The sequence below is a fragment of the Arcticibacterium sp. GJ41-1 genome, from assembly GCF_055808875.1.
In genome coordinates this window covers 2142992-2157482 of sequence record NZ_CM147888.1, presented here as the reverse complement: position 1 = coordinate 2157482, position 14491 = coordinate 2142992, and the positions used below count along the sequence as shown (strand labels likewise).

Below are 14491 nucleotides of genomic sequence, written 5' to 3'. Positions count from 1 at the left end.
CTGCTATGAATTATAAAACTAAAAATCCGCACACCAAACGGCATACGGATTCTAAAATCTTAACAAAATTCCTGTCCTCTAAACCACACTCAAATCCAAAGGCAGTTTCCTGTGTCTTTCGCCTGTCAGATTGAAAATGGCATTTCCTAGAGCAGGGGCTATTGGCGGTAAGCCTGGCTCTCCTACTCCTCCTGGTGCTTCCTGGTTTTCTATGATATGAATGTCCACTTTTGGCATTTCGGCCATTCGCATGAAGTTATAATCATGGAAGTTACTTTGGTCGCATTTGCCATTAGAGAAGGTTATTCCACCTTTTACCGCTGCAGATATTCCCATCACTATATTTCCTTCTGTTTGTGCTTTTACGTGGTCAGGATTTACGTATTGACCGCAGTCTATTACAGACGTCACTTTGACTATTTCTATGCCGTTTTCTCCTTTCTTCACCTCCAAAGCCGCTGCACTCATGGTTTCAAAAGAACGGAACATGGCTACGCCTCTTTTATGTCCTGCTGGTAATGCACCGTAAGTAGCTAAAACATCCTCCAGTTTCTGGATAACCTTTAAGTCTCGCTCATTGCCTTTTAGTAATTCCTTTCTGGCGGCTATTGGGTCTTTTCCTGCTTTGTGAGCCATTTCGTCTATAAAACATTCTTGTCCCCAACCAAAGTTAGACGCATAAACAGACCTCCACCAAAGAATCGGGATTGGCGTTTCTACACGGCTATAGGTTACTTTATGTGTTCCAAATTTGTATTTATGATTCTCTTGAGAAAGCTCTCCACCTAACCAGCCATCTGCTTTATAAGGTAAAAGTGCGTTCCAGTGCTGGCCTTGAATAGACTCGCCAATGGCTTGGTGACTCAAAGCATCTAGGGTATTTCCATTACCTATCACACCTTGCATTTTACTCAGCATGGCAGGTCTATAAGGTCCCTGAGCCATATCTTCTTCTCTTGGCCAAATTAACTTCACTGGAGACTGAACTTGCCTAGAAATATCAATGGCCTCTTTCATGAAATTCATAAAGGCTTTACGCCCAAAAGAACCTCCCAAAAGTGTGGCATTAATTTTCACTTTATCTGGTGAAATACCCAAAACTCCTGCGGCATCTCCTATGGCTCCGTCTGGTCCCTGAATAGGTGCCCAAACTTCCACAGAACCATCTGGCTTCACATGAGCCGTAGCATTCACAGGCTCTATGGCCGAGTGAGATAAAAATGGTGTTTCGTAAATCCCTTCTAAAGTATTCTCCGATGCCTTAAAATAGGCATTAAAGTCACCATCCTCTTCATAACGCACTCCTTCAGACTCAGCAGCTTTGTACATATCAGCCACATATTTGTCTGAGTTTAGTGTTTTGTCTAAATCGCCATTTGACCATTTTATATCTAATAATCTGCTGGCTTTCAGAGCCGACCAATAATTGGTAGCCACTGCTGCCACAGACTCGTTTTCTCCTCCAGGGAAAAAGCTTTTTGACCTTACAATTTTCTTTACACCCGAAATTTTAAGAGCAGCACTATCGTCAATACTCACAATTTTTCCTTCAATAGACGGAGCATGCACACTGGCAGCATAAAGCATATCAGGCACCACCACATCAATTCCGAAAACAGCTTTGCCCGTTACGCGGCTAGGCACGTCAAGACGTTTGTGAAACTTGCCTAAATATTTAAAGTCTTTAGCATCCTTAAGTTTAGGATTTTTAGGTACTTCTAGTAGGTTTGCTTCTTCAGCCAATTCACCATAGGTAAACACTTTGTCAGAACCTTTTAAATGGACTTTCCCTAATTCAGCATAGCACTGGTCTATTGACACTTTCCACCGTTTAGCAGCAGTTTCTATCAACATCTCTTTGGCGGCTGCACCCGTTTTACGTAAGCTGGTCCATAAACCTCTTACAGTACTACTTCCGCCAGATTGCTGCGAACCGTATTTGGCTTTACCGTCAGACTGTATAATTCTTACTTTCCTTAAGTCTACCTCTAGTTCTTCTGCCAAAATAGATGGCACCGCTTGAGTAGAACCTTGCCCCATATCTGGGCGACTATTCACCAGTGTAATGGTGTCGTCGGTAGAAATAATTATGAATGGATTTATCTCCAATTCCAGCACTTTGGCTGTAATTTTCTTAACAGAAGCAGCATTAGCCAAGGTGTTTACACCTAAAACCAATCCTAATCCGCTTAGTGATGAAACCTTAAGGAAGTCTCTTCTTGTATTTTTATTGCTCATGATTTTCTGTGCTTATTTTGATAATTGACCTGATGCTCTATTGATAGCTTTTTTGATTCTATCATAGGTCCCACATCTACATAAGTTTCCGTTCATGTAGCTCGTAATATCTTCTTCGTTTGGCTTTGGAGTTTGCTCCAAAAGAGCTACTGCCGACATTATTTGACCCGACTGGCAATAGCCACACTGCGGTACTTGCTCTTCTACCCATGCTTCTTGTACAGCATGAAGGGTTTCTTCAGAACCTATTCCTTCTATGGTCGTGATTTTCTGTTTCTTTGAAATAGAACCTAATGGCATTTGGCAGCTTCTTACAGGCATACCATCCAAATGAACCGTGCACGCTCCACATTGAGCTATTCCACAGCCATATTTAGTTCCTTTAAGACCTACGAGGTCTCTGATAGCCCAAAGAAGGGGCATATCTTCTTCCGCCTCAATTTTATAGCGGGTGTCATTTACAGTTAAGTTGTAATTCGGCATAATGTTGTAAATAGGTTCTTAGAAAGGTAATGTATGTAAATATACAATGCTACTATCACAAAAAGACCTAGCCATTAGTGCATTGTTGCACAAAGACTTTAATCTAGAAAGTTTCTAAAAAAGCAAGCATAGCTATCTTATTAAAAAACGTTGGATTGAATTAAAAGAACCTCTCAATACTTAGAAAAGGCATCCCCCTTTCTATACGCTTGCTTTCTATACGCTTGCCTTCCGGCAGGGATTTCATTTTTTTATTGTAAAAAAACGAAACAAAAAAATCAACACCCTGTAAACTCCAACAGTCAAAATTCTTATATCATACAAACATATCAAAGCAACTAAAGGTAGAATTTTAACCGTTCTCAAACAGTACAGGGCGGTATAAAGATTAATTATATTTATGCTTTTATTAGCATGAAGTAAAAAACTCCTACTCTAAGGTTGGTTGTTTAATTTCAATGGTCTCCACATCTAAGGCTCTGAACTCATCTCTACGTTGAATCAGCAGCGAGTCCTGATTGACCGCTAGGCTATCCGTAGCTGTAGAATCTTCTACCACAGGTACAAAATGACAATTCAACAAAGCACTATCAAAATCCTCTGGTTTTGTAAAGGTGGTCTTTTCTAAACCTATTTCTTTATCAGCATAAGAAGCCTGCAGAAACTTACCAAAAATGGGTAAAGCAGCCCTTCCTCCTGCCCCATTGCCAGAGGTAAAGTGAATTCGGCTATCATCACAACCTACCCAAACGCCAGTCACTAAATTGGCGGTTACGCCCATAAACCAAGCGTCTACATAGTCATTTGTAGTGCCTGTTTTTCCGCCAATCTCATTACCATAAGGTATGCCGTAATTATACAGTCGTCTTGCTGTTCCGCCACCTTCTTCTACCGCACCGCGTAAAAGGTAAGACATTTCATAAGCATGCTCAGGGGCTAAAACTTGCTTTAAATCTTGCTTATGCTCGTAAACTACTTCGCCAGTTTTATCTACAATTTTATCAAACAAAACCACATCGCCACTCAAACCTTGATTAGCAAATGGCAGGTATGCTCGTGTCAATTCCAGCAGCGTAACATTACTAGTCCCTAAAGCTAAAGAGAGGTTATTATCTAGTTTTGACTGAATACCCAGCTTCTCGGCCGTTTTTATCACCTTACTAGTTCCCACATCTTGTAACACTCTAATGGCAACAGAATTAATACTAGTTCCCAAAGCTCTTCTAAGATTAACGGGACCAAAAGTGTAGGTTCCTCCTGAGTTTTTAGGAGCCCAAGTGGTTTGCTTGCCACCTATACTAGTCTCCATGCTAAAAGGTTTATCTATAATAGTGGTACACGCAGCATAGCCATTTTCTAATGCAGATGCATAAATGATAGGCTTAAAAGCACTTCCTGGCTGCCTGCCGGCCTGCACCACGTGGTCATATTTAAAGTAATCATAATTACTCCCACCCACATAAGCCCTCACATGAAGGTTAGTAGGGTCAATACTCAAAAGACCTGCTTGCAAAAACTGCGACATGTACATGATGGAATCTAACGCCGAAATGGTCATTTTCTTTTCACCAGTATGTGTTGCCAAAACTGTAGGATGTGGTTTTGTCATGGCTTCCAGAGCCTCGGCTTCTGTCAATCCTGCACTTCTGAAGTTTTTATAAGAGCCAGACTGTTTAATCAACTTGTTTAGTACCGCCTCCGTTGGCATTTCAGGAATTTCCTTTTCTCTTGGATTCTCTCTTTTAAAAGCTGCTTTTTCCTCCGCTATCTTTTTCTTAAACCAATATTTGTAAGAACCCTGCTCATAATCTAAGCTTCGCTGAATTTCTGTCAAATGGCTTTTCACCGCTTCCTCGGCATTGGTCTGCATTTTGGAATTGATGGTGGTATATATTTTTAATCCGTCGGCAAACAAGTTATAATCGTTTTCCTCACACCACTCTATCAAAAGTGGCCTAAGCATGGTTCTGAAATATGGAGCACTAGATTCTTCTTTGTTAATCTCTGTAATTTTTAGCCCCAATGGTTTTTTGATGGCTTTTTCATAGGTCACGCTGTCAATGTCATTATACTTCAGCATTTGTTCCAGCACCACATTTCTTCTCTCTAATGCTCTTTCAGGTCTTCTTTTGGGGCTGTAGTAGCTCGTCCCCTTAAGAATTCCTATCAGCAGTGCCGTTTCATGCAGTTCTAAATCTTGTGGTGCTTTTGAAAAGAAATGCTCACTTGCCAGCTTAATCCCAAAGGTATTATCACCAAAATCCACCGCATTTAGGTACAATGCTAATATCTCATTCTTCTCAAAGAACCAATCCAATTTAATCGCTGTATCCCACTCCTTAATTTTAGCTACTAGCGTAGAAAGACCAGGGATGTGTCCTAACAGTCCTCGTGAGTTCTTATGACGTGTATTGTAAATATTTTTTACCAATTGCTGGTGAATGGTACTCCCTCCTCTTTTATCTCCTGTTAATGTTGAAAATATAGCTCCCGAAAGAGATACTAAGTCCAAACCATTGTGTAGGTAAAACCGAGCATCCTCTGTTGAAATAAGTGCTTTTATGGTCAATGAGTCAATCTCTTCAAAAGGAATAGGACTACGATTTTCTACATAAAATAAACCCAGTAGCTTTTCGTCTGAAGAATATATTTCAGAAGGAACCGCCAATTTAGTATTTCGGGCTTCACTCATGGTAGGCATATCGCCAAAGAGCCATAAGAAGTTACTTTCTAAAGCAAAAACAAAAGCTACTAGAAGTAAACCGAATGTGTAAAGCAGTCTAAGAAATTTGCTTTTTAGTGAAGCTGTTTTGAACTCCGTTCTGTTAAACACACTAAACTTAAAAACCTTTCGATAAAGAGCTATGGAAGCCTTGCGGAACTTCTGCAAATATGGATTCTCTTTAACTTTAGTAAAAAATTCGTTTATCAATTTATCTACGTTTTAGTATAATTTTCTCTAATCGACTATCAGTCAAGCTTTACATTACTACTTACTTCTTTTCACAGAAATAGATCCGAAATATAAACTCTTTTTTAAAATTAAGACATTCAGCCCAGCATGATTAATTTTGCAGCAGATTTATATAATCAATAATAATGATAGCAGACTTTAGAAGCGACACCATCACCCAGCCTACCGAAGGCATGAAAGAAGCCATGTTTTCAGCACCGCTAGGCGATGACGTTTTTGGTGACGACCCCACGGTAAATGCGTTGGAAGCTAAAGTGGCTAAATTATTTGGCATGGAAGCCGCTCTTTTTTGTGCCTCTGGCACCATGGCAAATCAGCTAGCTATAAAAGCACAAACATCTCCAGGCACGCAGGTTATTTGTGCTGATAAGGCTCATGTCTATTTATACGAAGGTGGCGGAATAGCGGCAAATGCTTTAGCCACTACCAAAACAATTCAAAGCGACTCTGGACTTTTAAAAGCAGAGCAAATTATAGATGCCATAAACCCAACAGATGATTTTCATTTTCCTCCTTCCGTCTTAGTATGCTTAGAAAACACCATGAATAAAGGCGGTGGGGTTTATTATGATTTTCAACAAATAAAAAAGATAAAAGCCGTTTGTGAAGAAAATAACCTAAAACTTCACCTTGACGGTGCAAGGCTTTTTAATGCTTTGGTAGAAACTTCAGAAACACCACAAGATTACGGTCAAGTGTTTGATAGCATTTCTATTTGCCTTTCAAAAGGGCTTGGCTGCCCTATTGGCTCTGTGCTCATTGGTTCATCAGAACTCATAGCTAAAGCTAAAAGACAAAGAAAAGCTTGGGGTGGTGGCTGGCGACAGGCAGGGCTTTTAGCAGCTGCAGGAATTTATGCCTTAGACCATCAGGTGGAGCGTTTAAAAGAAGACCATACAGTGGCAAAAGAGATTGGTGAGGCTCTAAAGGGCAAGTCTTGGGTGAAAAAAGTGTACCCTATTAAAACCAATATTGTAATTTTTGAGTTAGCCAATAGTATTTTGGCCAAAGACTTCGTTACTGTGCTAGAAAAGCAAAATGTAAAATGTGTTACCTTCGGTAAACATTTGGTACGTTTTGTGACACACTTAGATTTAAGTCAAAAACAAATAACATATACCAAACAGGTTTTGGGTCAATTAAACTTCTGAGTTTTGCGTAAAATCATATTTTTTCTTTGTGCTTTTCCTTTATTCCTTTCTGCTCAGTCAGACTTCAAAAACAGTATAAAGGTAAATGCCACTGGTTTAGCCACTGGTATTATATCTGTGAATTACGAAAGGGCTTTAACACCAAATTTATCTTTCAGTAACTCATTCATTTACCGTCCTCAAAAATCAATTCCTTTCGGTGACCAATTTGACAAGCTTGCAAAAAAGCATGGTGTTGGTATCACTGGTGTCGATTTTGAATACATATTTGTCAATTTGGCTCAGATAGGTGTTAAAAGTTATTCACCAGAGTTGAAGTACTATTTTGGTGAAAAAAGAAATCGCTTTTTCGTGAGTGTTTTTGGTCAGTTTGAAGACTTTGACGCGTTAGTTCCTGCATCTTTAGAAGCGAGGTATGATGGCACCGTTTATACGCTTGACAAAGTACCCATTCATTTCGATATTAAAACCATTTCTGGTGGATTAATGGTGGGTAAACAATTTAAGTTAGGCGAAAGATTTGTCCTAGATTTTATTTTGGTAGGCCCACATTTTGGTGCCGCTAAAAGCGTTTATGCTAAAGTAGAAACCTCTATATTATCAAGGTTAGACGAAAGCGACAGAAAATACCTAGAAGATAAAATAGTAGACCGATTTAGATTAAGTGAAACCTATTTTGATGTGACTGTAGGAGAAGAAAGAGCCGAAATTACCGCCATTAAGTCTGTTCCTTATTTAGGTGTACGTGGCTTCATTTTTAACTTAGGCATGTTCTTTTAAGCTTAATCATCTAATGATAAGCAGATAGACTACTTTTGTGTTAATTAATTTCCACACTTGATTAACTTATATAAAGAAGAAGTACATTTTAGGGGTTTTCCTGACCATTGGTTTAATTTGTCTCAATCAGCTCCTGATTCAATATGCCCTAACTACCATTAAGCAAGATGCCAAACAAATTAACATAGCAGGTAGGCAAAGAATGCTTAGCCAGCAGCTTAATCTTCAATTCTATCAACTTTCACAAAAATCTATAGAACTTAACACCCTCAAAGAAACTTTTGACCTAGCTAAAACTTCTCATTTAGCACTTATTCATGGCAGCCAAGAATTATCACTAAGTGGCATTAAATCTCCTGAAATAGTTCAAATGCTTCAAAAGCTCAATGAGCGATATACTTTTGCAGATAATATCATTTCAAATTTTGAACAGAACGGTGAGCTAAATCTAGAAGGCGTTAATAATAATCAGCGATTATTACTGGAAGAAATGGATGCCATTGTTAATGCTATGGAAATGAAATCTCAAGAGAAGGTTTCGGGAATAGTTTTATTAGAAATCATTTTAGCTTTAATCTCTATTATTATAATTGCTTTAGAGGTACGCTATATTTATTTCCCTCAGGCCAATTCCTTAATAAAATCTAGAAATAAGGTGCTAGAGCAAAACAAGGCTTTGAAAAAAATAGCTTGGCAGCAAAGCCACGAAGTAAGAAAGCCTGTGGCTAACATTCTGGCCATCAGCCATCTCATCAAAACTGACCCTACACTTATAGACAGTGAGAAAAATCAACTTCTAGACCATTTAGAAGAAAGCACGCATGACTTAGACAAAATCATAAAAAGCATTGTAGATAAGGCCTACGAAATTCAGCGAGAAGACGAAGTCAATAAAGAATCTTTTTAACAGGAATATATTTCATCTACACAAACCACATATACGTTATAGTCAAACCTCCTTTACTATATTTTTCGTCCTATCCGATTGGCATAACTAGGAAATAGCCCTACTTTCATATCAAATACTGATAATTATTCAGGAAATAATTCTATTTATTTTTTATTTATCTGTGTTAATAATATTCAACCTATTCCTATAAAGCCATGAAACCAATTGTCCAAATATCGTTGGATTTAACTAATATTGATGAAGCTCTAGAAACCGCCGCTCTAGCCTTGAGAGCTGGTGTAGACTGGCTTGAAGCCGGTACGCCCTTAATTTTGGCCGAAGGCCTCCATGGCGTCAGAAAGCTTAGAGAAGCTTTTCCTAAAATACCTATAGTAGCAGATCTAAAAACAATGGATGGAGGCTACTTAGAAGCCGAAATGATGGCAAAAGCTGGAGCCACACACGTGGTGGTGATGGCCAGAGCCCATGAAGAAACCATAAAAGTGGTGGTACAAGCAGGTAAAGATTACGGTGTAGAAGTGATGGGAGACAATTTAGGTTGCCCTGACATGATAGCCGGAGCTAAACGTTTAGAAGACCTAGGCTGTGACTACGTGATACACCATATAGGCTATGACGAAAGACGCGGCATAGCTGCTCAAGGTCTTAAAATGCCAAATCCTCTTGACCAACTAAGAGAGGTAGTAAATGCCGTCAATGTGCCCGTTCAGGCAGTTGGTGGACTATCACTTGAGCAAGCAATAGCTTGTCCATCTTATGGAGCTCCATTAGTAGTTCTTGGTGCTCCTCTAACCATTGATGCAGACGCATTCAAAACAGCCTCAGGTGACTTAGAAAGTTCTTTAAGGCTTATCTGTGATAAAATTCATGCCTACGGCAATGTCTAATAAATTCAACCCAAAACCATAATACACCATAATGAAATCAGCAGCCGTTGTTAACTTTTCTTCAAAACAAGGAAGTGTAGAAATAAGAGAAATAGAAAAACCCATCATTGGAGAAAGTGATGTTTTACTAGAAGTAGCGAATGTAGGCGTTTGTGGTAGCGACTTACACCAATGGACTTCAGACCACAGTTGGCATGTAAACTATCCAGTAGTTCTTGGCCATGAGTTTGGCGGAAGAATTATTGAACTTGGAAAAAACGTCACTAACTGGAAAGAAGGCGATAGAGTGGTAAGTGAAACTGCCGCCCAAATCAATGAGGCGAGCCCACTAAACAGACAGGGACTATACAACTTAGACCCAGACAGAAAAGGTTTTGGCTATGGCGTAAACGGTGCCATGACAAAATACGTAAAAGTACCAGCCAGATGCCTCCATCACGTACCTGACAGTCTTCCTTTTGAACAAGCTTGCTTAACAGAGCCATGCTCTGTGGCTTACAATGCCGTGGTAATGAACTCTAATATTCGTCCAGGAGACCGCGTGGTGGTATTAGGGCCAGGTACCATAGGTATATTATGTGCTGCTATGGCTCAGCTATGCGGTGCAGATGTAGCTTTGGTAGGCTTAGAATCTGACAAAGGCAGGTTAGAAACAGCTAAAAGCTATGGTTTCACCACTATTATTGGCGATGCCAAACCTTGGGCAACCGAATATGATGGACTAGGTGCCGACTGTGTGATAGACGCAGCAGGAATTAGCCAAACACTCAAAATAGCACTTGATTTAGTTAGACCTAAAGGTCAAATCACGAAAGTAGGTTGGGGACCACAGCCCTTAAACTTTTCAATAGATGCTTTAGTCCAAAAGAACGTAACACTTCAGGGAAGCTTCAGTCATAACTGGCCTATTTGGGAAAAAGTGCTTGCCCTGCTTACTAGCGAAAAACTAGATGTTAAACCAATTATTGGCGGTGTATGGGAAACCACAGACTGGCATGAAGCATTTGAACAAATGCACTCTGGAAAAGTAATTAAAAGTGTACTAAAACCTGTATAAAATGAGACTAAAAAATAAAGTAGTCTTAATTACAGGCTCCTATACCGGTATTGGCAAAGCCATAGCCCAAATGGTGGTTAAAGAAGGAGGAAAAGTAACACTAAATGGCCTTGACCACGAACTGGGAATTGAACTAGTTAAAGAGCTTGGGGCTGAAAATGCCCTAGCCCTTACCATAGACATTACAGCCCCTGATGCTCCAAGCCAACTCGTAAAAAAGACGCTTGAAGCTTATAAAAAAATTGACGTTGTCATAAATAACGCTGCCACCATAGTATCCTCGACTCTAGACACAACAGACAGCACTTTCCTCAAAAATGTTTTGGAAGTTAATACCATAGCACCTTTGGCTATTATTCAAGCCGCATCAGAGGAGCTGTCAAAAAACGGAGGTTGTGTATTAAACATTGGTTCTATCAATGCTTGGGGTGGAGAGCCCGATTTACTGGCCTACAGTATCTCTAAAGGAGCTTTAATGACCTTGACAAGAAATCTTGGCGATAGTCTTTTTAGAGAAAAAGGAGTAAGAGTAAACCAGATAAACCCAGGCTGGGTATTGACAGACAATGAGAAAAACATAAAGTCTCAACAGGGCATGAAAGACGATTGGTATAAAGAGCTCCCATCTATTTTTGCTCCGTCTAAACGTCTTTTTAAACCAGAAGAAATTGCGGCCGCGGCTTGCTTATTGATTTCTGATGACTGTGGTCCGCTTAGTGCTCAAATATTTGATTGGGAACAATTTCCCATGATTGGAAGAAACTTACCAAAAACCTGGAACGGTTCTCATAATTAAACTAAAAAATAAAAAAATGCCCAAACTCGCAGCTTTCCCAAAAGCCTTTATGCAAGAACTTTGTAAAGAAGGTACTATGAAGGTTTCTGAATGGATAGAACTTGCCGTCAAATTAGATATTAGTGGTTTAGAATGGTACGCAGGTTTTCTAGAAATGGAAGACGAAAGCAACTGGCCTAAATTTAGAAAAGAAGTAGAAAGCCATGGAAAAACAATTCCTATGCTCTGCTGTTCTCCTGATTTCACGCACCCTGATGCCGCTTTTCGTGAAAAAGAAATAGAAAAACAGAAAAGATGGATTGAGATGACTCACATTCTTGGTGGGTCTTACTGCCGAGTATTAAGCGGACAGCGAAGACCAGAACTAAGTATTGACGAAGGTGTGTCTTTAGCTGCGGCTTGCATAGAAGCCTGTTTGCCATTAGCTGCAGAAAAAGGCATTACCCTCATTCTAGAAAATCATTACAAAGACGATTTTTGGGAGTACCCAGAGTTTGCTCAGAAAATGGACGTATTCTGTGCACTGGTTAATAAAATTGACCATCCGAATTTTGGTGTAAACTATGACCCTAGCAATACCTTTTTAGCAGGAGAAGACCCGCTAGAGTTACTTTACAGAGTTTCTGACAGAGTGGTGACCATGCATGCCAGCGACCGATACTTACTCTCTGGAACCATAGAAGATTTGAAAAACGAAGAAGGTGGCTCCGTAGGTTACGCAAAAAGACTAAGCCATGGCGAAATAGGAAAAGGCTTAAATGATTATGACGCTATTTTCACTGAACTTAAAAGGGTAGGTTTTGATGGATGGATTAGTATTGAAGATGGTGTAGATGGTATGGATCAGTTGGCACGAAGTGTTTCCTTTCTAAGAAAAAAAATCAAAAAATATTGGCCAGAATTCCAATAAACAAAAACAAGAGTTTTACTTTTTTTTGCCAAAAATAAGAGATGACAAGCCTCTCTTACCTACCGAATAATAAATAAAAGTAAAACTTAATGAACACGACTAGTGTAGGTTATATCAATATTGTATAAAATTGATTTAAAGGATAGCGATAATCTCAGCATCCTACCATATCTACCAGAAACAAACTAGTCGTGTCAACAAAAAAAAATACCATTTGCATATTCATTCACTATAGTGAACGGAACTGCATACCACATAATGTTCAGGTTTATGTGAATGAACTTGCTTCTCATTTTGATGAGGTAAGGTTACTTACTAATAAAAGAGACATTGATGTAATAGCTAATTTCAAAGAAAACGTTCGTCTTCATTTCGGAAAAAATGAGGGCCACGACTTTGGCATGTTTTACAAATTTGCCATTACTAGGCGTTTAAATAAATACTCCGAAATAGCTATTGTAAACGACAGCAATATCCTATTACAGAACCTTGGCAACATTTTTAAAGACGGCAGAAAACAAGAAGTGGACTTTTGGGGTTTGCTAGATTCAAACGAAAAGCCTTTGTTCCCCACACAAGATCGTAATTATCATGTCCAAAATAATTTTATAGTACTGAATGAATTAGCCATCAATGCTCTTTCCACATTTCTAGAATACTTTGATGCAAATCCAGTTTTTAAAGAAGAAAACCAAAAAAACTTAAAAAAACTTATTTTCAATGAATGGGAAATTGGTTTTAGCCAATATCTCTTGAAAGCCGGGCTAAAGCCATACGTTTACATAGAAACGGAAAATAACTATACTAAAAACCTTGCTCATACTAAACCTAAAGAAATAATCAATAAAGGCTACCCTTTACTAAAGAAGAAAGTTTTTTACGATGCCTCTTCCAGCGAAAGAAAAGAATGGGAAAACACCCTGAAAATGAAAATCCCTAAAGAATGGAAGAGTGATTTGATTCTGGAAGAATTAGAGAAAAATAGTAAATCGAGAAAAAAATCATTTTTCAAACGAATATTGCCTTTCTAATAAAAGCTCTTTTATCAGAAAAATGAAGCGTTTTTGCAGTCAAAGACATTAGCAATATTAAAGTATTCATCTTTCATTTTCGCCACAGCCCTCTCCTCTCTCAAGGGGAAGAGCATATCAATTTACTTTTGGTAACCAGAACAGCCGCTTTCTTAGTCAAGGTTAATCAAATATCGATTTCTTGGAGTATGCATTGGAGCCTGACATTTCAGTAAAAACATCAAGTTAAACATACAATCAGACTTATTTCTACCGCATTTTAGGCTTTCACCATTTGACCTCGCTTAAACATTGTTCCGTTTATGGCAAATTATTTTTGGTAGTTAGTTTTTCCAACCTCGCAGCAAACCCTTCCTTAAATATGGTGGTTTTACTACATTCTCTTTACCATAATGAAAAAGCATATAACCGTCAGAAAACTCTGTTGAAAGCTTTAAAGATTTCAACTTATTTCCAAGAACCTCTGCATCTTCCTGATTATGATAAGTGCAAACCGCAACACTTATTTTCTCTTGGTTCGAAATTGTTTTTTTCCCTCCTTTTAAAACCTTGAACTCCGCACCTTCAACATCCATCTTTATAAAATCTACTTTCTGGTTTTCATTAAAAAAGTCATCCAGCCTAATATGTTTTTCATCAGTAATATCTGATACATAGTTCGTGATAATTTCCACTTTATCCTGCCATGGAGCAAAAGTGGCGTTTAAAGCTTTTACCCATTGAGGATCCATCTCAAAAACATAGGCCTTTTTAATCGTTTCTATGGCACTTAAAGTAAAATTTGCTTCCGCCGCCCCTACGTCCACTAACACATCACCTTTACTTAGTTTAAAGTCTTTGGTTAAATACCTATGAGGCGACTCCACATCTTGCTCTAGCAGCAAGCCATTAAAGTACTTTTGAGCCCTGGTTTTCCTAATCCCATCTTTATAATAGAGTCTTTTCCCTTCCCAAATCATATAAAAAAGACCATTTTCATCGTCTTTCTCTACATTTATAGTTCTGTAATCATATTTGAGAATAAAGTCATAAGGAAAAACAGCAAGCCCATTTTTCTTGATATGATTTAAAATCATCGTCTTTTCTGAATCTAACTCTTGATTAGATAAATATTCGACTACTCTTTTTTTCAATAATTCTAGTCTAATAAATTTCGGAATTATCTTGTACAAAGGATTAACTTTCATAAAGTAAAACTACTTATAATTTCACAAATTATGGGAGGAAAGAAAATAACTATTGCCGAGTGAAAAAACACTTATATTAGCTGAATT

General features: G+C 38.6%; 12 protein-coding genes. 8 read left to right on the top strand and 4 right to left on the bottom strand.

The features are described from left to right. Positions 1-78: 78 nt before the first annotated feature. The 3 genes from AC0L6O_RS08730 to AC0L6O_RS08720 form a co-directional block, all read right to left on the bottom strand. The gene (locus tag AC0L6O_RS08730; protein WP_473307878.1) at positions 79-2238 is read right to left on the bottom strand and encodes a xanthine dehydrogenase family protein molybdopterin-binding subunit; all 2160 of its coding nucleotides are present in this window, start codon (positions 2236-2238) and stop codon (positions 79-81) included. Between the two features lie 12 nt (positions 2239-2250). Beyond that, positions 2251-2721 (bottom strand): (2Fe-2S)-binding protein, encoded by a 471-nt coding sequence (locus tag AC0L6O_RS08725; RefSeq protein ID WP_473307876.1) that lies wholly within the window; start codon positions 2719-2721, stop codon positions 2251-2253. A gap of 430 nt (positions 2722-3151) precedes the next feature. Then, a complete protein-coding gene (locus AC0L6O_RS08720) occupies positions 3152-5653 on the bottom strand; it encodes a penicillin-binding protein 1A (RefSeq protein WP_473307874.1) in 2502 nt (833 codons plus the stop codon). A gap of 167 nt (positions 5654-5820) precedes the next feature. Here AC0L6O_RS08720 and AC0L6O_RS08715 point away from each other — a divergent pair, with 167 nt between their 5' ends. From AC0L6O_RS08715 to AC0L6O_RS08680, 8 genes are all read left to right on the top strand, one after another. Next, entirely contained in the window at positions 5821-6846 is a 1026-nt protein-coding gene (locus tag AC0L6O_RS08715) for a threonine aldolase family protein (RefSeq protein ID WP_473307873.1), read from the top strand. Between the two features lie 3 nt (positions 6847-6849). Then, a complete protein-coding gene (locus tag AC0L6O_RS08710) occupies positions 6850-7626 on the top strand; it encodes a DUF3575 domain-containing protein (RefSeq protein ID WP_473307871.1) in 777 nt (258 codons plus the stop codon). 70 nt (positions 7627-7696) lie between these two features. Then, a complete protein-coding gene (locus AC0L6O_RS08705) occupies positions 7697-8533 on the top strand; it encodes a type IV pili methyl-accepting chemotaxis transducer N-terminal domain-containing protein (protein WP_473308508.1) in 837 nt (278 codons plus the stop codon). A gap of 197 nt (positions 8534-8730) precedes the next feature. Beyond that, a complete protein-coding gene (locus AC0L6O_RS08700) occupies positions 8731-9423 on the top strand; it encodes an orotidine 5'-phosphate decarboxylase / HUMPS family protein (protein WP_473307869.1) in 693 nt (230 codons plus the stop codon). A 31-nt stretch (positions 9424-9454) separates the two neighbouring features. Continuing rightward, on the top strand, positions 9455-10480 hold the full coding sequence (locus tag AC0L6O_RS08695; protein ID WP_473307868.1) for a zinc-binding dehydrogenase: 1026 nt from the start codon (positions 9455-9457) through the stop codon (positions 10478-10480). 1 nt (position 10481) lies between these two features. Next, a complete protein-coding gene (locus AC0L6O_RS08690; protein WP_473307866.1) occupies positions 10482-11276 on the top strand; it encodes an SDR family NAD(P)-dependent oxidoreductase in 795 nt (264 codons plus the stop codon). Between the two features lie 16 nt (positions 11277-11292). Beyond that, positions 11293-12186 (top strand): sugar phosphate isomerase/epimerase family protein, encoded by an 894-nt coding sequence (locus AC0L6O_RS08685; protein WP_473307864.1) that lies wholly within the window; start codon positions 11293-11295, stop codon positions 12184-12186. A 191-nt stretch (positions 12187-12377) separates the two neighbouring features. Continuing rightward, positions 12378-13217: a hypothetical protein gene (locus AC0L6O_RS08680; RefSeq protein WP_473307862.1), complete on the top strand. Its 840-nt coding sequence runs from the start codon at positions 12378-12380 to the stop codon at positions 13215-13217. Positions 13218-13540: 323 nt separating this feature from the next. On the opposite strand, the gene AC0L6O_RS08675 is transcribed toward AC0L6O_RS08680, so the two are convergent. After that, complete coding sequence (locus AC0L6O_RS08675; RefSeq protein ID WP_473307860.1) at positions 13541-14350, bottom strand: FkbM family methyltransferase; 810 nt, start codon at positions 14348-14350, stop codon at positions 13541-13543. Between the last annotated feature and the right edge of the window lie 141 nt (positions 14351-14491).